16 protein-coding genes are annotated in these 19,321 nt (G+C 62.3%); 6 read left to right on the top strand and 10 right to left on the bottom strand.

Features of this window, described 5'->3' with window-relative positions; translation table 11 throughout:
• Window positions 1-9 precede the first annotated feature (9 nt).
• The 3 genes from SU48_RS08390 to SU48_RS08400 form a co-directional block, all read right to left on the bottom strand.
• Entirely contained in the window at window positions 10-228 is a 219-nt protein-coding gene (locus SU48_RS08390) for a hypothetical protein (RefSeq protein WP_064014863.1), read from the bottom strand.
• 86 nt (window positions 229-314) lie between these two features.
• Window positions 315-1,010 carry a zinc metallopeptidase gene (locus SU48_RS08395; protein ID WP_064014864.1) on the bottom strand — a complete coding sequence of 232 codons (696 nt, stop codon included), beginning with the start codon at window positions 1,008-1,010 and terminating at the stop codon, window positions 315-317.
• 100 nt (window positions 1,011-1,110) lie between these two features.
• Entirely contained in the window at window positions 1,111-1,383 is a 273-nt protein-coding gene (locus SU48_RS08400) for a stage V sporulation protein S (RefSeq protein WP_064014865.1), read from the bottom strand.
• Window positions 1,384-1,738: 355 nt separating this feature from the next.
• Here SU48_RS08400 and SU48_RS08405 point away from each other — a divergent pair, with 355 nt between their 5' ends.
• The 4 genes from SU48_RS08405 (at window position 1,739) to SU48_RS08420 (ending at window position 10,227) form a co-directional block, all read left to right on the top strand.
• On the top strand, window positions 1,739-4,084 hold the full coding sequence (locus tag SU48_RS08405) for a diguanylate cyclase (protein WP_197474632.1): 2,346 nt from the start codon (window positions 1,739-1,741) through the stop codon (window positions 4,082-4,084).
• Between the two features lie 407 nt (window positions 4,085-4,491).
• Complete coding sequence (locus tag SU48_RS08410; protein ID WP_231881571.1) at window positions 4,492-9,039, top strand: glutamate synthase-related protein; 4,548 nt, start codon at window positions 4,492-4,494, stop codon at window positions 9,037-9,039.
• Between the two features lie 116 nt (window positions 9,040-9,155).
• Window positions 9,156-9,665, top strand: coding sequence for a hypothetical protein (locus tag SU48_RS08415; protein WP_064014868.1), 510 nt, complete (start codon window positions 9,156-9,158; stop codon window positions 9,663-9,665).
• 58 nt (window positions 9,666-9,723) lie between these two features.
• Window positions 9,724-10,227 (top strand): GNAT family N-acetyltransferase, encoded by a 504-nt coding sequence (locus SU48_RS08420; RefSeq protein WP_064014869.1) that lies wholly within the window; start codon window positions 9,724-9,726, stop codon window positions 10,225-10,227.
• Between the two features lie 93 nt (window positions 10,228-10,320).
• On the opposite strand, the gene SU48_RS08425 is transcribed toward SU48_RS08420, so the two are convergent.
• Together SU48_RS08425 and SU48_RS08430 are read right to left on the bottom strand one after the other, a co-directional pair.
• Window positions 10,321-10,662, bottom strand: coding sequence for a hypothetical protein (locus tag SU48_RS08425; RefSeq protein ID WP_064014870.1), 342 nt, complete (start codon window positions 10,660-10,662; stop codon window positions 10,321-10,323).
• A 31-nt stretch (window positions 10,663-10,693) separates the two neighbouring features.
• Entirely contained in the window at window positions 10,694-12,712 is a 2,019-nt protein-coding gene (locus SU48_RS08430; protein ID WP_064014871.1) for an elongation factor G, read from the bottom strand.
• Window positions 12,713-12,879: 167 nt separating this feature from the next.
• Between SU48_RS08430 and mnmD the strand changes: the two genes are divergently transcribed.
• Window positions 12,880-13,551, top strand: coding sequence for a tRNA (5-methylaminomethyl-2-thiouridine)(34)-methyltransferase MnmD (gene mnmD / locus SU48_RS08435; protein WP_064014872.1), 672 nt, complete (start codon window positions 12,880-12,882; stop codon window positions 13,549-13,551).
• Between the two features lie 143 nt (window positions 13,552-13,694).
• Here the strand turns inward: mnmD and SU48_RS08440 are convergent, their stop codons facing one another.
• Both SU48_RS08440 and SU48_RS08445 read right to left on the bottom strand, forming a co-directional pair.
• Window positions 13,695-14,327, bottom strand: a complete 633-nt coding sequence (locus SU48_RS08440; protein WP_231881572.1) for a ComF family protein — start codon at window positions 14,325-14,327, stop codon at window positions 13,695-13,697.
• Window positions 14,324-14,857, bottom strand: coding sequence for a hypothetical protein (locus SU48_RS08445; RefSeq protein WP_064014873.1), 534 nt, complete (start codon window positions 14,855-14,857; stop codon window positions 14,324-14,326). Before SU48_RS08445 ends, SU48_RS08440 begins: the two co-directional genes overlap by 4 nt.
• A gap of 262 nt (window positions 14,858-15,119) precedes the next feature.
• On the opposite strand from SU48_RS08445, the gene SU48_RS08450 reads away from it, so the two are divergent.
• Window positions 15,120-15,431 carry a hypothetical protein gene (locus SU48_RS08450; RefSeq protein ID WP_231881573.1) on the top strand — a complete coding sequence of 104 codons (312 nt, stop codon included), beginning with the start codon at window positions 15,120-15,122 and terminating at the stop codon, window positions 15,429-15,431.
• A 17-nt stretch (window positions 15,432-15,448) separates the two neighbouring features.
• Here the strand turns inward: SU48_RS08450 and SU48_RS08455 are convergent, their stop codons facing one another.
• From SU48_RS08455 to SU48_RS08465, 3 genes are all read right to left on the bottom strand, one after another.
• On the bottom strand, window positions 15,449-15,886 hold the full coding sequence (locus tag SU48_RS08455; RefSeq protein WP_064014875.1) for a hypothetical protein: 438 nt from the start codon (window positions 15,884-15,886) through the stop codon (window positions 15,449-15,451).
• A gap of 222 nt (window positions 15,887-16,108) precedes the next feature.
• Complete coding sequence (locus tag SU48_RS08460) at window positions 16,109-18,073, bottom strand: endonuclease (RefSeq protein WP_064014876.1); 1,965 nt, start codon at window positions 18,071-18,073, stop codon at window positions 16,109-16,111.
• Between the two features lie 316 nt (window positions 18,074-18,389).
• Window positions 18,390-19,307 carry an aldo/keto reductase gene (locus tag SU48_RS08465; protein WP_197474633.1) on the bottom strand — a complete coding sequence of 306 codons (918 nt, stop codon included), beginning with the start codon at window positions 19,305-19,307 and terminating at the stop codon, window positions 18,390-18,392.
• Window positions 19,308-19,321: the final 14 nt, after the last annotated feature.

Raw genomic sequence — 19,321 nt, forward strand, 5'->3', positions numbered from 1 at the left:
CGGGCAGCCTTAGCCCCCGTACTCCACCGTTTCCCGCACCACCCGCGCCAATTCCCGGTGGCCGTCTAGAAGGCGCAGTGGCTGGCCTGTTTGCCCGGTTTCGGCCCAGACGCCGCCCGCCACATACTTGCTGGCCCTGCGCTGCGCCGCCCCCGCTGTTTGGGCAAAATGCACCCGAATGTAGCCATTGCCGCGCACCACTTCCAGCACATAGACGAATTGCTGCATGGCGGCCAGTATGCCGGGTTTAGGAATAGGGCAAAAACTGGGGGACGCAGGCACGCGCCCACATCCCCTTCGACCCACGACCTCTTTTAGTCACTGCGGCTGCGGGCGATGCCCAGCACATTCAGCAGTTGTGCCAGAGCCATCGCAAATCCGGCCACGTAGGTCAGGGCAGCGGCGGTCAGCACCGTGCGTGCGCCGTTGGCCGTGTCGGAGCTACCGTTCAGGCCGCGTTCGTTTAGGTAGGCCAGTGCGCGGCGGCTCGCGTCGAACTCTACGGGCAGCGTAATCAGATGGAAGAACAGCGCCGCACCGAACAGCAACACGCCCACCCAGATCAGGCCCGTGAGTTGCAAAAATACGCCCGCCAGCAGCAGGAACGGCGCTAAGTTCATGCCGAGGCTCAGCGGCACAGCCAATCTGCCCCGCAGCACCAGCGCAGGCATCCGCACTTTGTCCTGAATGGCGTGCCCGACTTCGTGCGCGGCGACGGCCATCGCGCTCACGCTGGGCACGGCGTAGTTGCCCTGAGACAGATTCACGGTCTTTCGTACCGGGTCGTAGTGGTCGCTGAGTTGCCCCGGCACGGCGTTCACCGGGACATGTTGCAGGCCATTTTCGTCCAGCATCAGGCGGGCCACCTGTGCGCCCGTGAGTTGGTGGGGATTGGCAATGCGGCTCCACTTGCCGTAGGTGCGGCTCAGGTACCCCTGAATCAACATGGACGCGACGAAGACGATCAGAATGAGTGGCCCGTAGGGGCCGAGAAAGGCAAGAAAGTCCATAGCGGCAGTTCCTCCACCGCCAGTTTAGTGTGTCCCACTCGGAGTCTATGAGATGACTTGGCAGACGGATTCAGCAACCGCACATCTGTCCGGACGTACCTCAGCGCACAGGCGTGTGTGCCAGTACCACGAATTTCAGGGCGGTGCGTTCCTCGGATTCTAGGTCGAGTTTGACGAATGCAGGCTGGGCCGTCAGGTCGAGGTGGTCGCCCTCCAGATAACTGCGGGCGATGGCGAGCGCCTTGACCGCCTGATTCACGGCGGCGGGGCCGATGGCCTGCACTTCCAGCTGTCCTTCTGTTCGGATCAGGGCGGCGATAGCGCCAGCCACGGCGTTTGGGCGAGATTTGCCGGACACGCGCAGGGTTTCCACTCTAGGTCACTTCCTTAAATCGGTCTGAACAGAATTGGCGGTGAAGGGCGATGGAGTTGCATACAGGCGGCGCACTACAGAGCGCGGCAGACGTCATGTACGCCCCTGAATACACAGGCCGCCCACCCCGCTTTGTGAATATGGTTTCAGTCTAGCCTCATCTTCGTTCTAGAAGCAAATAGAACAGACGCGAGCACCAAAAGATGATTTACCAACTGCGGGCTATCAAGCCAACAATACTAGTAGTCACCCCATCGCATCCGGTGGGTCAGAAGCCGCTCATATATGTAATTTTCCCTCTGGCACTTCACAAAACACTCTTCTTAGGTCAAGATGGGCCCAGATGGATGAGGTCTTGAGGGTTGGGGTAGATGGACTCTTTACCAACGTGGCTTTTTTTGCCATGTTTGCCCTAGTGATCGGCTTTACCTTTACGCGGGCCACCTCATTCACAAGTATTTTGCTGCGAATAGTGGTGTACGGGTTGGCCAGTCTGACCTTTTTCGCCCATCCCTACGAATTGTCTTCGGGGCTGTATGTCAACTTCTGGGGCGTGCCACTGGCCATCGCCGCCTTTTTCGCCGGAACGAGCCGGGCGTTGGCGCTGGCACTGGTCGTTACCGTGTATACCGTTTTACTCGGTGACGAATTTACGACACCGAAGCTCATCCATGTGGCCCTGGTGATGAGCGTGGGGGGGGCGCTGCGCTGGGGCGTTTACCTGCGTCTGCCTGTCTTCCGGAAGCTTCAACACACCTACACTCCCCCGGCAGATTTGGACGCCGGGCCTGCTGTGACCGATCTGTCCAACACCACGTGGATTTGGCAGAGTGTACGGGCCTACAGCTACCTCGCGGCGCTGATTTTCAGTCCTAGTAGCATCATGTTCAATATCGTCCACTGGGGCTTCGACGTCTGGTCGGGCGTCGCCTGGGCCAATCTCGCGCTGCAATTTGGCTTCAGTGTGCTGGGGTTTACCTTGTGGGCCACCACGGTGCTGCTCATGCGGCGTGGGTTCCGGAGCGCCCGCACCTATCAGGTGTTGGCCACCCGCGACGCCCTGACGGGCCTGCTCAACCGCTACGCCTTCGAAACCGATAAGCCCGACGTGTCCGGCCCTGACCGCTATCTGCTGCTCCTCGACCTCGACCATTTCAAGGCGTTGAACGATAGGTTCGGGCATCCCGCCGGAGACAGCGTGTTGCGCGACTTTGGCCACCTGCTCCTCATTCATGTGAAGGGCAGCAGCCTAGCTGCACATGCCTACCGGGTGGGCGGTGAGGAATTCGCGGTACGAATTCAGGGCACGCGGCAGCAAGCCGAGAACTTGGCACACACCATCCACACCGAGGTGACGCGCCTGTTGACCGAGCGTTTTCATGCCAGTCAACCAGATGCACAAGACCGGAGTATTACCCTCTCAGGCGGCTTGGTCGTCGACGGCCCTTCGGCCTTTCAGCGAGCCGACGACCTGCTGTACACCGCCAAAAATGCAGGCCGAAACCGCGTGGCCGTCGCGTGGCATCTTCCGCTGGCTCCCTTGGTACAGTCGCCGCTGAACGCCGCGTCTCCGGCTGTGGCGACCATCCGAGCACTGCTGCATTTTCTGGCCGATCAAGGCGGCAAAACGCCCGATGTACAGGGCCTGCTGGAAGCCGCCATCTTGTGCGTGCCGGGCGCAGAGGCAGGCAGCCTGTCGGTGCGGGAAGGCGACGAATCTATAATTCAGGCACAGGTGGGATTCAGTCCTGAACTGTTGGGATTTGTCTACCCCGCCTCCAATATGTTGAGCTGGTACGGCGACCCTGTAGGGCACGGGCAAGGGCGGCCCAGAATCTTGGCCGGGTCGGCCCTGCACCAGCGCCACCTCGAACTGGCGGCGACCTCACCCGCCCAAAGCGATCTGATGGGCCATTCGCAACGGCTACAGGCCAACCTGATGCTGCCCATTTTGATCGACGGCCAAGTGTTTGCCGAACTGAATCTCGACAATTTGCACGACCCACACGCCTTCAAGACAGCGTCGCTGGTCATGGCCGAGGAGTTCGGGTTGTGGGCCGCCGCTATTTTGGCAACCCACCAACAACGGCTTCAAACACAATTGGCACAGGAAGGGGCGCTGCTGGTGTTGGGGCTGGCGATGGAAACGCGGGGCGGCGAGGCGAAGGGCCACACCCGCCGGGTCGTGGAGCTGGCAACGGCCTTGGGCCGCTGGCTCAACCTGAGTGCCCAGAATATCGCGGCGCTGCGGCAGGGCGCGTACTTGCACGATCTGGGCAAGTTGCAGCTTCCAGACGCCGTGCTGCTGAAACCCGGCCCCCTGGACGCCGCCGAGCAAGACGTCATGCATACCCACACCCGGCTGGGCGCAGAGTTGGCCGCCCACTTTCCCGGTGTGCTGCCCGGCACCCTCGACATCGTGCGTTCTCACCACGAGCATTGGAATGGCGGCGGCTACCCTGCTGGGTTAGCTGGAACCGATATTCCCCTGCTGGCACGCATCTTTGCGGTGGCCGACTGCTACGACGCCCTGATCAGCGTGCGCCCATACCGCGGCGCGTGGACAGAACAGGCGGCGCTGTTGGAACTAAAAAAGCAGCGCGGCCAGCAACTTGATCCGGATGTGGTGGACGCCTTTTTCCGCTGGTTTCACAGCGCGGCCCGCACGAGCGATTCCGCCGTCAGTCCCCTGCTGAATTGACGCTCGATTTCGGAAAGGTACCGGGAGGCCTGCATCAATAACAGCCCGAAGAGAGTTTATATGCACTGCCTGCATACGGGCAAAAGACTAGACCAATCGGGTCGGAGGTGGCCGTTCTGGTATGCCCCGCCCCTATCAGTTGAATAGATCTGGGACAAAATGACATGTGGAACGTCACGGAGTAACAGCAGAAGCTTTTCTTTCATGCGGTTTCAGGCTGGGCTTTCATGAAGGTCTGTGCCTACACAAGTAACCCGCTTTATCTGGACAGGCCTGCACACGCGACGGTTGGTTTATGCCATATACATGAATAATTTCGCTCCGCCTGCACCTTGTTGGTGTCTCCCGGACACGAAGCCGCACCTGCACCACATCTCAACCCCGTTCCAGTTTCTCCGGAGGATGCCATGACCAACCCATCTCACTCTGACCGACCCTTCTACCAACCGGGCGATAGCCTGTACCGCCAGTCCGAGCGCACGCGGCTGGAACCGATGTTCCCCGGCAATTTCGATGAGATCGGGCACGATGCTTGCGGGATTCTGTGCAAGATTCGCAAGACGGGCGAGGCCAGTCACGGCAATGTGGTGCGGGCGTTGGAAGAACTGGCGCACATGGCCCACCGCAGCGGCGAAGTGCGCGGCGAGGGCGACGGCGCGGGCATTCAGACCGATATTCCGCGCCTCGTGTGGAAGCGCTACATGGAAGAAGGCCGCCAGAATGTGGCCGATGTAGACTCCCCCAACTTTTTCGTCGGTCACTTTTTTGTGCCGCAGGGCCAGAGTACCCGCGAACTGCTGGACGCCTTGCGGGTGGCGGCCAGTCGGTACGGCGTCACGGTGTCGCTGGAGCGTCAGGGGCAGGTCTATTCGCACGCGTTGGGGCCGATTGCCCGCCTGACCGAGCCACAGTTTGTGCAGATTGCGGGCATGGTGAAGGGCGAAACCCGTCAGGAGCGCGATTCTCAGCTGTTTAATCTGGCGCTGGAGCTGGAGCAGAAATACCCGGTGCATGTGGTCAGCCTGGCCACCAACGCGGTGGTGTACAAGGTGCGCGGCAGCGCCGAACTCTTGCCCCGCTACTACCCCGAACTGTCCAAACCCGATTTCATGTCGGTGGTCACGATTGGGCACAACCGCTATTCCACCAACACGCTGTCCACCTTCGAGCAGGTGCAGCCGTTCAGTCTGTTGGCCCACAACGGCGAGATCAATACCATCGACCGCCTGCGGAAAGAAGGCACGCAGTTGGGCCTGCCTCTCACGGGCGGCAGCGACAGCCAAGACCTGAACCGCGTCCTCATGGGCTATATCCATGACCGGGGCATGAGCCTGCTGGAAGCTGTAGAAAGCGTGTTCCCGCCCGTGCTGAGCGAGGTCAAGAGCTTTTCCACGACGCTACAAAGTGCCTATATCGGGTTGCGGGCAGGCGGTGGGCCACTGGCGCAAGGCCCGGCGGCCATCATTGCGCGGCACGGCAACGAGTGCGTGTTTTCCGTAGACGCGATGGGTCTGCGCCCGCTGTGGTTCGGAGAAACCGAGAAGGAATACTTCTGGTCTTCAGAGCGCGGCGTGATTCCTCTGGGCAGCATGGTCATCGACCCGGCTCCCTTTGCCCCCGGTGAAAAAATGGTGGCCTGCTTAGGCGGCGGCACCGTAAAACTGCACGCCAACGAAAATGTGCAGCGGCTGGTGCTGGAGCGCGTTCACGGCAAAGGCTACAACTTCGAGAACGCCCATGAGCGCGTGAGCGGCCCGCATGTTCCCGCCACCGACGAAGCCAGTCTGCCCGAATTCTCCAAGGCGCAACGGGCGGCGATGGGCTGGGAACGCTGGGACGAAGAGTACGTGAAAGCGGTGGCCGACAAGGGCGCAGAGCCGATTGCGTCGCTGGGCTTCGACGGTCAGATGCCTGCGCTGCGGGCCGAAAAACCCAACCTCGCGGAGTTCTTCAAGGAAACGGTGGCGGTGGTCACCAACCCGGCCATTGACCGCGAGCGCGAAATCGAGCACTTTTCGACCCGCGCCCTGCTGGGCCGCCGCCCTCTTCCCGGCAGCAGCGACGGCAACTCCGTGGATTTGCTGACGCCGATTTTGGCTCCCAGCACAGTCGTGGCCGAAACACACGGCACGCTGACGTTGCAGGGCGTGCGCGACTACTTCCAGACCGTGACGCTGGTGCCCAACCTGCAAGCGGGCGAACGCCTGACCGACGCTTTGGCCCGCCTGCACGCGCAGGGAGCCGAGGCCGTGCGTGGCGGCGCGGAAGTGCTGATCGTGGACGATACGGCGCTGTACGCCAACGGAGAAGCTGCCATAGACATCGCGCTGGCGGTGGGGTCGCTGGAACAGGCCCTGACCAATGCCCGCACCGATGCTGGCTCTAGCGCAGGTGCTGGCGTGGGCCTCCGCCGCCTGACCAGCGTGGTGGTTCGCAGCGGCCAGATTCGCAACCTGCACGACGTAATGCTCCTGATTGGGCTGGGAGCCGACGCCGTGGAACCGAGCGCCATGTACGCCCTGTACCCCACCGAAGAAGCATGCAACAAACTGGTGGCGGGCCTGACCAAAGGCGTAGAAAAAGTGATGTCTACGATGGGCATTCACGAGTTGCGCGGCTACGGCCAGATTTTCAGTGCGCTGGGCTTGGCTGCCGACGTGATGAACGCTATCGGCGCACGCGGCTTCTGGGGCGGCGAAAAGGGTTACGACCTCGCCGGAATCGAGAAAACCTTGCACACCCGCCTGACCAAATTTGACGCGGGCGGCGAAACGATGGACAGAGATCAGCGGTTCAACCCCCGCGTATTCAAGGCGGCTTTCAGCCTCGCCAACGGAGACATCAGCCCCGCCGACTACCAGCAGCGGATTCGGGCGCTGGAACTGGAAATGCCCCTGTCGGCGCGGCAACTGCTGGAATTCAAGGCTCCGGTAGACCGCGAAGACGTAGACCCGGACAGCGTAGACCTCGCGGTGGGCGGCCACAGCTTGCCCTTCGTCATCAGCGCCATGAGTTTCGGCTCTCAGGGTGAAACGGCCTTCCGCGCCTACGTGGAAGCGGCCAAACGCCTGAACATCATGGCGATGAACGGCGAGGGCGGCGAGATTCCCTCTATGCTGAACCAGTACACCCACTGGCGCGGGCAGCAGGTCGCCAGCGGGCGCTTCGGCGTCAGCTCCGTGATGCTGAACAGCGCCCACGTGATTGAAATCAAGGTGGGACAAGGCGCGAAACCCGGCGAGGGCGGCCACCTTCCCGGCAAGAAAGTGAGCGCTAAAGTCGCGGCGGCCCGTCACGCAGTTCAGGGCACCGACCTGATTTCGCCCTCCAACAACCACGACGTGTATTCCATCGAAGACCTCGCGCAGCTCATCGAGGAACTGAAGACCATTGCGCCGCAGGCCAAAATCAGCGTGAAGGTTCCGGTGACGCCGGGTGTGGGCACTATTGCGCTGGGTGTGGCGAAGGCCGGGGCGCACATCATCACGCTGTCGGGGTTTGAGGGCGGAACGGGCGCGGCCCGCAGTCACGCGCTGAAATACGCTGGAATGCCCGTAGAATTCGGCGTGGCGCGTGCCCACCGGATGTTGGTGGCCGCCGGAATGCGTGACCGCGTGGAACTCTGGGCCGATGGTGGCCTGAAGACCGCGCTGGACGTGGCCCGCATGGTGGCGCTGGGCGCGAACCGCGTGGGCTTCGGCACCCTCAGCATGGTGGCTATCGGCTGTACGATCTGCCGGGGCTGCCAACTGGACACCTGCCACGTGGGCATTACGACCCAAGTGGAGACGGAGGAAGAGGCCAAAGCACACGGTTTCAAGCGCTTCGTGCCGCGGGTGCTGCCCACCGAAGTTGACCGCCTGCACGCCTTTTACAGCGGTATCGCGTCCGAGTTGCGGGTGCTGGTGGCGAGCCTCGGCTTCGGCTCGCTGCAAGACTTGGTGGGCCGTGCCGACCTGCTGAGCGGCGTGACCGACGCCCTCGACCTGACCGAACTGCTGAGCCGTGCCGAAGAACCCGAAGCGTGGCAGTCGGTGGGAGGCCGCAAACGGGTCATTCACAAGCCGCTGAACTACATGACCAAGATGGTGAGCGAATGGGTCACGGAAGCCATCGAGGAAGAGGATGAGGAGGACATCGTTTACCGTGACGGCCCGGTGCAAAGCGCCGAACGTGCGCTGGGAACGCATTTGGTGGGCACCCTGACCCGCGACCCGCGCACCGCCCGTCAGGCTCGCCGCGTGAAACTGCACTTCGAGGCAGGCAGCATTCCCGGCAACGGCCTCGGCGCATTCAACAACAGTCCGGTGGATATTCACGTGGACGGCGGCGCACAAGACGGCGTGGGCAAGAGTGCGCTGGGCGGCAAAATCGTGATTTTGAAGGGGCGCAACCATCAGGGCACGCGGGTAGACGGCAGCGTGGGCAAGAGCTTCGCTTACGGGGCCATCGGCGGCAAATTCTTCGTGCAGGGCAGCGCCGACAGCCGCTTCTGCGTGCGCCTCAGTGGGGCCGACGTGGTGCTGGGCGGCGACCTCCGCACGCCCATCGACGACACCCTGGGCGCACTCGCCACCCGCGCCAACGCCAAGGGCTACGCCTTCGAGTACATGACCGCAGGCCGCGCCATCGTGGTGGGCGACCCCGGCCCGTGGATCTGCTCCGGCATGAGCGGTGGCGTGGTCTACCTGCGCTACGAACCCGGTCAGGGCATGGACGACGCCGCGCTGACCCGCCGCCTTGCCAAAGGGGCCAGCGTGCAAATTCTGCCGCTCAGCGCACAGGGAGCCACCGATATCCGCGACCTGTTGGGCGAATACCACGAGCTGCTGCTCAAGAGTGAACAGCCCGTACCCGCCCGCCGAATTGCCGAACTGTTGGTGAATCCTGCCGGACACTTCCGCATGGTGCTGCCCGCGTCCCAGACGGTGGACCAGTCGGTAGCGACGGAGTAAAGCAGTCAGTGGTGAGTGGAAACAGTTGAACATGGCCCCCGGCGTGAGTGCGTCGGGGGCTGTTTTTGCTGACTTCTTTTACATCTGCATGACCGGCCTGCTAGCCTCAGGTGACCATGCCGCCGGACGCCTCTATCGCACTGATTTTTGCTTTTGTTCTGCCTATTTCTGCCCTGATTCACGAACTAGGACATGCAGCATTGCCACTGATCGCCACCAAAAATCACGTTGTCATTGGCCTCGGAGCGCCGTCCAAACATAGAATCTTCACTGTATCGTTCGGACGACTGAAGGTTGAGATGACGCCCCTGTTCTTCTGGAGTGGTTTTTGCGCTTTCGGGCCTCTCAAACCGAATCATCTGCTGGTCGCTCTCTTGGCGGGGCCACTGATTTCATTGGCCGCTCTGCTGATTTCTGGTGTGCTTTACGGGCAGGCCGTAGCAGGCGGACAACGCATGGTGTGGCAAGCTTGCATGACCGTATTTTTTGTCCAGTTCATGATCACCGCGCTGCCCATCACCTACCCCAACTGGTTTGATGCAAGAGCAGATTCGAGCAGCGACGGAAAGCAGATTCTCGGGCTGCTGAAAGAACGGCGGCGAGAGCGCGGCAGACTGAGGATGTAGGACGTGGGGTGTGGAAACGGGTGCTGGCTGGAAATGAACTGGCCGTATAGTTCGGGCTATGACTATTGACATTCGTGCGGCTCGGCCTGCCGATTTTGAGCAGCTTAAGCCGATGCTCCTCGATATGGGCTTTGTTGATGACGAGTCTGGATTGGCACGCCGCTTTGCTGCTTCCTGTCAGGCTGAGACGTACGGCGTGCTGGTTGCAGAATTAGAAGAAGACGGTCAGCACAAGTTGGTCGGCTACGCTTTCCTGCACGATTACGGCAGCCATCTGCGCTCCGGGGACATGCACCGCACGGCCAAGCTGGATGATCTGTACACACTGCCGGACTTCCGGAGACGTGGCATCGCTCGGCAACTGATGAAGGCGGCAGAGGCATGGGCCAAAACTCGCCCCTTACGCTACATTTTTTGGTACGCCAACATAGGTGAGGCAGGCACGGCTTATCGGCAGATGGGCTACAAGGCCGCCGATGCAGGCCAAGAAGGATTCCTCTTCTTTGAAATTGATTTTGGAGAGGAGAATACCCGCACGCCGCATCCCACACGCGGGAGTTGACTAAGCACAAAACGTGCGGTGCGGCATGGATGCACAAATGAACTGGCCCCCGACACACTCACGCCGGGGGCTGTTTTCAGAGTTCCAGTAGATTCAACTGCGGGGCAATTCGTCCTCGAAGCTACAAGCGGGGACGACTTTGAAGCCTAGATTCAACATGGTTTGGATTAAGTCAGCCAGCTCCTGCTTGTAGGCCTGTTGGGTGCGCTTAAACTGTTGCGACACGTCGACTTCAATATAAAACCGAAACTGTATAAAATCCCCGGAGCCTTCTACTGCCGATTCATTCTCTTTGACATAGAGATCAAATACATCCGACTTCAACTCGCTCAAGGCCATATCACCTTGGATGATCTGAGCAACAACTTCAATAAGGCGTCGCTTCCCCAAGTTCGCGTCAAGATACAGCTTGCAATACAGGGCGTCAGCAATCATAGGCTAGGACTCTATACCAAAACACTCCGAATCATCGCTCCGCCCCCGCCCCCCTTCTTTCCTCGATCACCTTTTTTGCCAAGTGTTCCGGCACATCCTGATAGCCGTGTAATTTCACCGAATACGCCCCCCGGTCTCCGGTCAGGCTGCGGAGGTCGGCGCTGTAGTTTTGCAGTTCGGCTTGCGGGACAACGGCACTGACGGTAATGACCGTGCCTTCCGGTTCCATGCCCTGCACACGGGCGCGGCGGGTTTGCAGGTCGCCGATCAGGTCGCCGGTAAACTGCGCGGGCGCACGAACTTTCAGCAGCATCACAGGTTCCAGCAAGGCGGGGCGGGCGTCCTGTACAGCGGTTCTGAGGGCCAACATTCCGGCAGTCCGGAAAGCGATGTCGCTGCTGTCTACGTCGTGGTAACTGCCGTCAGTCACGGTGATGTGAATATCTTGCAGCGGGTAGCCTGCCAGCGGCCCCTTTTGCAGCGCGTCCTGCACGCCTTTTTCTATGCTGGGAATGTACTTGCCGGGAATTGCGCCGCCCACCACCGCACTTTTAAAAGCGTAGCCTTCGCCGGGTTCTATTCGGATGCGGCAATCTCCGTATTGCCCGTGCCCGCCGCTCTGTTTCTTGTGCTTGCCCTGCGCCTGAGCGGGCGCGTGAATTGTTTCGCGGTACGGAATCTGCGGCGTGGTGGTGGTCACGTTGACGCCCAACGCGGCCAGTTTTTCTATGGCGATCACGGTATGCATCTCGCCCATGCCCGACAGCAGTTGCTCTCCGGTTTGCGGTTCGCGGGTAAAGTGCAGGGTCGGGTCTTCGTCCAGAATGCGCGACATGGCCGCACTCAGGCGGTCTTCGTCTTGGCGGGTGGTGGCGTGCAGGGCCACCGTGTGCGCCGGATCGGGCAGCAGCAGCGGATCGTATTCGATGGGTTGCGCGGGGTCGGCCAGCGTATCGCCCGTGTGCAAGTCGGGGAGTTTGGTCAGCACGCCGATCATTCCGGCCCGCAGTTCCGGCACTTCGGTCAGGTCTTTGCCGTTCACCACGTACAGGTGCGCGGGTTTCACGTCTACGCCCCGCGTGGTATTCCGCAGCGTATCGCCGGGTTTAATCGTACCGCTCCAGACGCGGATGTAGGCCAGTTTGCCCACATACGGGTCAACGCTGACACGCCACACGCGGGCGCTGGCAGGCGCTTCGGGCACGGGTTCGCGGGTCTGGCCGTCCGTTCCAGTCACTGGGCCGCGCTCGCGGGCGCTTCTCATTCCGGCCACCATCAGGTCGAGTAGGGCGCTGAGGCCCACGCCTGTGGCGGCACTGACTGGAATCACCGGATACAGCGTTCCCGCATGAACAGCCTTCAAGAACGCCGCCTGCAACTCATCGTGACTCAGTTCCTCGCCCTCTAGGTAACGGTTCATCAGGTCATCGTCGGTTTCTACGATGGCGTCCAGCAGAGTTTCGCGGGCTTCCCTCAGCGGGGCGCGGAGGGCGGAGGCGTCTTCTGCTGGATTCTCCGAAATCACCCGGCCCGTCAGCACTTCCACCACGCCCCGGAAGTCTGCACCCTCTCCCAGCGGCAGATAGGCGGCGGCCACGGGCCCCTTTAGACTAGATTTGATGTCGGCCAGCACGGCATAAAAATCGGCGCGGTCTCTGTCCATCTTGCCAATCGCCACCACACGCGGCATAGCAAAGCGGTCAGCGGTAGCCCACACGCGCTCGGTGCCCACTTCTACGCCGCTGACGCCGCTGACCAGTACCAACGTGGAATCGGCGGCCCGAATCGCCCCACGAATCTCGCGCACGAAGTCGGCGTAACCGGGCGTGTCCAGCAGTGTGAATTCGGTGCCGCCGCAGCTCAGGCGCAGCACGCCGGTGGTAATGGAAAAGCCGTGGCGTTTTTCGGCCTCCGTATGATCGGACTGCGTGGTGCCGTCCTCTACTTTTCCGGCACGTGAAACGGCCCCGCACCGGTGCAGCAGGGCCTCAGAAAGCGTGGTTTTTCCCGCGCCACTGTGCGCGGCGAGACTGACAATACGGAAGGGCATAGTTGCACCACCAGACCTTTTAGGGAAACTGCCAGACCACGTGGGTCTGAGAGTGAGCAGGCGAACAGCCGCCGCATCGTGAACAGTGCTGATCAGGCAAATGTTGGTGGCGTCAGCATACCTCTCGCGGGAGCATTCGCAACAGGTGTGCCGCTATGCTTTGGCCGATGCCTGACGTTTCTGCCCCCCTCATCGAAACCCCGGATGGCTCGCGCACCGCCTTCAACGCCCGGTTTGGCGAGTCGTATGGATCGCGGCACGGCGCGGCAGGACAGGCGCGGCATGTGTTCGTGGAAGGCACGGGCACGCACCTGCACCCCGCCCCCCGCGTGTTGGAAATCGGCTTCGGCGTGGGCGTCAATTTCCGGGCGACTGTGATGGATACCGCCCTCCGGGCAGTAGGGCTGGAGTATGTCGCTTATGAATTTGACCCGGCCCCGATAGATGTACTGCGGGCCGTAGCCGAGGGCAATGAGGGCGCGGAGCATCCGGCGTGGTTGGCCCTGTTAGAAGGCTGGGGAAGTGAGTCCACAGTCCATGTGCAGGCTGAGCACGTGCGCCTGACTGTGCATTTCATGGATGTCCTGACCGCCGAGTTGCCACAGGCTTGGGCTTCGGCGTTGTATCTGGACGGCTTCTCGCCTGACCGAAACCCGGAAGTGTGGACGCCGGAATTTACTGTGCGGTTGGCAGCAGCACTGGCTCCGGGCGGCGTCTTATCTACTTACAGCGCGGCGGGACGGGTGCGGCGGGCACTGGCAGGCGCGGGCCTCAGCGTGGAAAAACGGACGGGGCCGAAGGGGAAGCGGGAACATTTGCGGGCGGTTCGGGGGGAGTGAAAAGAACTCCGATTGAATCCCGTAGTGTTGGGATTCAATTTGAGCGGAGCGAGTGGGAGAAGGTACGGATTCCGGGAGATGGACGGACAGGCGGCGCTTTTCCGACTGTACGGGAATCATACGGAATTCGTATAAAAACAGCCTCAGCGGGCCACCACGGCGTAATAAAACTCGCGCACTCCGGCAGTCGTCAGGGCGTCACGGCAGGCCAGCAACGTGGAGCCGGAAGTCATCACGTCATCCAGCAGCAGCACGGGGCCACGTGGCAACTTGGCGACATCGGCCTGAAATGCCCCGGCGAGGTTGGCGCTGCGTTCGGTGGCGTGCAGCTTGGCCTGCTGCGTGGTGGCCCGGATTCGGCGCACGGCAGGCACAGCCGGAATGCCCAATTCCCGCCCGACCACTTCGGCCAGCAACAGAGATTGATTGAACCCGCGTTCGCGCTGGCGGCCAGAGTGGAGCGGCACGGGTACCACCGACGCCACGCCCCACTCTGCCGGAATGCCCCGCGCCAGCACGGTTCCCAGCACGCCCGACAAGTCTTGTGCGCCGCCGTATTTCAGGGCACGCACGGCGCGGCGGGTGGTGCCCACGTAGCGCCCCAGCGTGACCAGATGCGGTTCCGGCTGCGGGCGCATGGGGCTGTGCCACTCTGTGCGGGGCATCAGGGCCGCCCGGCACGCCGCGCACAGCCCGGCCTCTGCCCCCAGTTGGGCGTCGCAACCGGGGCAACGGCGTGGCAACAAGGCCCGAATGACGTTCAGGAAGGCAGTCAACCCCGGCCCGACTCCTCTTCTGCAAAAAGAGCATCTATAAACAGCGGCGGTGTGGTGGCTTCGACCCGTTTCCAGACGCTCGCCAGCGAGTCGGGGTCAAGCATGGGCGCGGCCAGCGTGAGGCAGGTCAGGTGGTGGGCACACACGAGACGCACCCCCGCCCGGCCCAGCCTGCCCTGTTCCCCCGGCGTCAGCAGCGCGGCAAAGGCGTCTGGGTCACCCAAGGCCGGGTGGCTGCCCTGCCGAATCGCGGCCCGCAGGAAGGCCGCCACCTCGGACGGATTGAGCCAAAATCCGAACATCAATTCATCCGACAAGCGGTCTAGGTCGGCCATGCGGCCCGGTGCGAGGCCCACCCGAATGAGGCTGCGGGCCAATTCTTGCCGTTCCAGCCGCCGCGCCGCGTATCCCGACAGCGGCAACTGCTCGCCCGGAGGCGCGACTCGCCCGCCCACCGCCGCCCGCAAACGGTAGGCCAGCACATACCCCTGATATTCCAGCAAGAGTTCGGACACGGGCGCAGGAGTCACCCGGTCATTCTAAAGAGGGACGGCAGGCCAAGACTGTGCAAGTACGCTCTGTCCAGTTCAAGCTGTCTTTAACCTGCTCAGACCCTCCGCTCTGCGATGACCCACAGACCTCTACCGTTGTGATTTTTTCGTCATTGTTTATCTGGCACACTACTCTCCTGAGCCGGTTCGTCAGCAGCAGGCGGTCTAGACGGGACAAAGGACTTGTTGACAAAACGGGTAAAGCGGTTAGGGTAAGGGCACAAACACAGCCGTTGGAGAAATGACCACGAGGGAGGCACAGGGAATGCACCTGCTTAGGCGCGACTATCAATTTGAATACCGGGATTTCTTGGGCGTAGATCAGCAGGCCAAAGCCGATGTATGGGTCAGCACGGGCGGCGAGCGTGCCGTTGTCGTGCTGCACAATATTTCCCATACAGGCCAGCAAGCCCGCGCTGCCCTCAGTTCCCTGAATTATTCATGGTTGCCCTACCTGCTGCGCCCCGATACCCAGCTGGAAGTGCTGGTGCTGCGCCCCGCCGACGACGGGGGAGCCAAAGCACGGGCTTGGGTGCTGCCGCTGAGTGCCTGAGCCATTGCCTCACAAGCTCACTCCAAAATAAACTTGACCCCTTCTTCAAAGCTCACGTCGTCTACCTTGCTTCGGGGCAAGACGGCGTTTTTGCGCCAAGGCATCCATTCGGTTTGCCCAGTCACGCTGCGTAAAAAGCCGTGCATTCCCACCTCTATCACGCGGGCGTCGGCGGCGAGTAGGCCAGTCAGGGCGGTGCGGGTGGCCTCGGCATCGCGCAGTGGCCCCGTCAGGCGGGCCGATGGAACGGGCGCTTCCGGCTGATCGTGTGGGGCGTAGAGTTCCACAGTCATGCCTTCTAGTGCCAGCAGCGCCGCCAATGCCTGCTCACGCGGCAAGGCCTGTGCAAAGGTGACGTGCAGATCAAGCTCGTGGCCGCGCACGCCCTTGTCGGTACGGGTGGCAACTGGGGGCGCAGAATTGGCGGGACTGGGAGAGGAATCGGGGGCAGACATAGGGTCAGGGTAGCGCGGAGTGAGGCAAGAAGCGGAAGCGCAAGCTAAAGGTCGCCTTTTTAGTAGGTCGAAGTTCATCTATAGATGAACCGAGCGGAGCGAGTATCGAAGGGAGTACGTTGCACTGGGAATAGAGAGATTCTGGTGGGGTTCCGGAAACTCGCAATGTTAAGTGCAACGTACTTAAGATGCCCGGAGTGGCTCTCCCCTAGCGCCCCAGTTCTACCGCCCCAGCCCTTCCCCAAAGTCCACCTCTGCGGCCCACTCCGGACGGTCTATCAGCGGGTTGCGGTTGCCCTGCCGCTCGGCAATGGCGGCGTTGCGGTGGCGTTCCCAGTCACCGGGAGGCTGGGCCATGTGCCACGCCAGCAGCGTTTGCAAGTGCCGCGCCGAATACTGCCGCACCACACCCGGATACCGCAACAGGAAGTAGAGGGTGGCCCGCGCCGAAGCCCCTTTGCCCTGCGCGGGTTCAAACTCGCCGGGATCGCGCCGCCCGCAATCGGTTCGCAGGGCCTCGCCGTAATCGGGGAAATCGAAGTAGGGCGTGTTGCCCCGGAACGAGTTGCAATCCGGTTCGCAGGCAAACAGGTGATGCAGGTCGCCGCGCATGGGCTGGCGCTTGGCAAACCACGACTGCGGCACCACATGTTCGCAGTTGTAGGGCAACGCGGCTTCCAGCGAGTCGGCAGACAACCCCTCGCGGGCGGCCAACTCCAGCCGTCTGGCCTGCGCCGCACGGTCAGCGGCGATCAGTTCGTCGGCGGTGTGTTCGCGCCCCGAATACAGACTTCGCAACTTGCCATCGGGCCAGAGATCGACCCACGGATACAGTTCGTCGGCAGGGTCGTAGGGTAAGAGCTTTTCATGCGTGCGCGTGACCAGTTCCGAGAGGGCCAGAAAAGACGGTGTAGCCAGAGCAGCGTAGTAGGCGGCAGCCTCGGCTTCATCGTCGGGATAGAGGTAGGGGCGGGCCTCGGTGGGCGGCGTTGGAGCGGGGGCCGAACCACCCACGCGCAGGCGCACGCTGACCGGAAGAGTCGCATTCCCGTCGGCGTCCAGCGTAATCGGGCCGAGGTCTAAGACCCGCGCCGCCTCTGGTGCTGCCCGCCCATCAAGGAGCGTTTCGGGCGGCCCCACCAACGCTGGACGGTTGCCCGCCAGTACAGCCTGCACCAGCAGGTTTCCGGCAGCGTCGGGGCGGCTGCGCAGGTCGTCCATAATCCGGCTGACGCGCACGCCCTCGTTGGCGATCCAGTCGATGACCGTATCGGGGTCGCCGGGTTGCGCGGGCTGGCCGTCTCGGCGCAGGGGGCGGCCCTGATCGTCGGTGCGGGGCACGCCGCTGTGGTGCAGGGCCACCACTTCCCAAGCGTCATTGAACACGGGGCTGCCGCTAGAGCCGGGGGCGGTGTCAGTTTCGTAGTGCAGAAAGTCGGGCAGGCGGTCTAGGAGGCGGTTTTCGCGCAGGGCCACCTGCTTCGGCTCGCCCGACGGATGCTGAATAATGCTCAGCGCCTCTCCGATCAGGTTCTTGTCGCCGCTGCCGAACAGGGGCAACCAGCCAAACGCCGCCGTATCGCCCTGCACCGCCACCAACGAGTAATCCAGCGCCCCTGAGGTCAGGAACAGGGTGGCCGGATCGAGTTTCAGGGTGATCGGCGTCCGGATGGTCTGATCGGGCCGCCGCTCATAGTCGAATTCGACCACGCTGTTTCTGGCGGTGGCTGCGTCCTCCAGCACGTGGTTGTTGGTCAGGATGGTGGTTGGGCCACACAGCCAGCCTGTACCGTAGCCCAAGACTCGCCCGCCCGCCGCCCGAACGACTACGCGCCCCACCGCCCGCGACGCCGCCCGCGCCAAGTCCAGATAAGCCACATTCACCAGATCGTTGGCCCCCAGCACGCGCTCCAGCCCCAGCCGCACACTGTCGGGCAGGCGGGCCATGACGCCGCCGGGGTCTTCGCGGCCTTCCACCATTGCCCGTGCATCGGCAAGGGGTACACCCAAACGGGTCAGGCGACCTTCAATGCGCTCCGGCGTCTCGGCAGCCAGCGGGCCGCCTACGTTCAGCCGCTCCAGTTGCCCCGCCCGCGCCGCGTCCCGCCGAATAAACCGCGCCTGCGCCGCCTCCATCACGTCTCTCGGCACTTCGCCCGACTGCGTCCCCTCTGGCCCGTTGGTCATGCGGTCAGCGTAACGGGGTTGTGGGTGAGGACGGTTTGAGGTTGGGTTGTGGAGTGTGAGTGCTGTTGCCCTCCCCTCAAGAGAGGCTGGATGCGAAGCAGACTGGGGGGTTCGCGCCACCCCCAGCTCTAGGTACAGGCCAACCTCACCAAGCACCGTATGCGACTGAGCCGCGCAAACACCAAGAGTTTCGGGAACAAGAAAAGTCAGGCCGAGGCAATCTGCCCTAGCCTGACCGGGGAGAATAAAACCCGACTTCAACTTCTCCCTACATCATTTGAAATTCACAGTCCAAAGTTCAGGTCTAGACCCACCCTCAGTCCTTCTTCCCTTTCTTCGCCTGCTGTGCCTGCCATTCCTGCTGGCCCACTTCGTCCAGAGCGCGGAAATCTTCGTCCGTCAGGGTCAGGTGGGCGGCGGCCACGTTTTCCTCTAGGTGCTTGACCTTGCCTGTGCCGGGAATCGGCAACATGACCGGGCTGCGTTTCAGCACCCACGCCAAGGCCACTTGCGACGGCGAGGCGTTCAGGCGGGCGGCGACACTGCTCAGGACGCTGCCCTCACGCGCCAGCCCACCGGCGGCCAGCGGATACCACGGAATGAACCCGATGTTGTTGGTCTCGCAGTAGTCCAGCACGGCCTCCGACTGGCGCGTGACGAGGTTGTAGAGGTTTTGCACGGTAGATACGGGGAACACCTGCTGGGCGGCCTGAATTTCTTCCACGCTCACTTCGCTCAGGCCCGCGTGACGGATCACGCCTTCATCCATCAGCTGCTTAATGGCGTCGAATTGCTCGTCACGCGGCACCTTAGGGTCAATCCGGTGCAGTTGCCACAAATCTATGCGGTCTACGCCAAGGCGGCGGCGAGACAGGTGCGCGGCCTGCTTCAGATATTCGGGGCGGCCCACCGGAATCCACTGGTCGGGGCCGGTGCGGGTCAGGCCGCCTTTGGTGGCGATGACCACCGTGTCGTAAGGATGCAGCGCGGTGCGGATCAGTTCTTCGCTGACGGCGGGGCCGTAGCTATCGGCAGTGTCGATAAAATTCACGCCCAGATCGGGCAGGCGGCGCAGGGTTTCCAGTGCGCCTGCGGGGTCGGCGGGGTCGCCCCAGATGCCCTGCCCGGTCACGCGCATAGCCCCGAATCCAAGGCGGTTCACGCTCAGGTCGCCGCCGATCTGGAAGGTGCCACTCTGGGCCGCATTCGCTGCGTCTGATTTTGTGTGGGTCATGGTGTTGCCTCCGA

The organism is Deinococcus puniceus (assembly GCF_001644565.1).
GTDB classification, from domain to species: domain Bacteria; phylum Deinococcota; class Deinococci; order Deinococcales; family Deinococcaceae; genus Deinococcus; species Deinococcus puniceus.

Coding starts and splice junctions, on each gene's coding strand:
- SU48_RS08390 (WP_064014863.1), bottom strand. CDS start 228: ATGCAGCAATTCGTCTATGTGCTGGAAGTGGTGCGCGGCAATGGCTAC.
- SU48_RS08395 (WP_064014864.1), bottom strand. CDS start 1,010: ATGGACTTTCTTGCCTTTCTCGGCCCCTACGGGCCACTCATTCTGATC.
- SU48_RS08410 (WP_231881571.1), top strand. CDS start 4,492: ATGACCAACCCATCTCACTCTGACCGACCCTTCTACCAACCGGGCGAT.
- SU48_RS08415 (WP_064014868.1), top strand. CDS start 9,156: ATGCCGCCGGACGCCTCTATCGCACTGATTTTTGCTTTTGTTCTGCCT.
- SU48_RS08420 (WP_064014869.1), top strand. CDS start 9,724: ATGACTATTGACATTCGTGCGGCTCGGCCTGCCGATTTTGAGCAGCTT.
- SU48_RS08425 (WP_064014870.1), bottom strand. CDS start 10,662: ATGATTGCTGACGCCCTGTATTGCAAGCTGTATCTTGACGCGAACTTG.
- SU48_RS08430 (WP_064014871.1), bottom strand. CDS start 12,712: ATGCCCTTCCGTATTGTCAGTCTCGCCGCGCACAGTGGCGCGGGAAAA.
- mnmD (WP_064014872.1), top strand. CDS start 12,880: ATGCCTGACGTTTCTGCCCCCCTCATCGAAACCCCGGATGGCTCGCGC.
- SU48_RS08450 (WP_231881573.1), top strand. CDS start 15,120: ATGACCACGAGGGAGGCACAGGGAATGCACCTGCTTAGGCGCGACTAT.
- SU48_RS08455 (WP_064014875.1), bottom strand. CDS start 15,886: ATGTCTGCCCCCGATTCCTCTCCCAGTCCCGCCAATTCTGCGCCCCCA.
- SU48_RS08460 (WP_064014876.1), bottom strand. CDS start 18,073: ATGACCAACGGGCCAGAGGGGACGCAGTCGGGCGAAGTGCCGAGAGAC.
- SU48_RS08465 (WP_197474633.1), bottom strand. CDS start 19,307: ATGACCCACACAAAATCAGACGCAGCGAATGCGGCCCAGAGTGGCACC.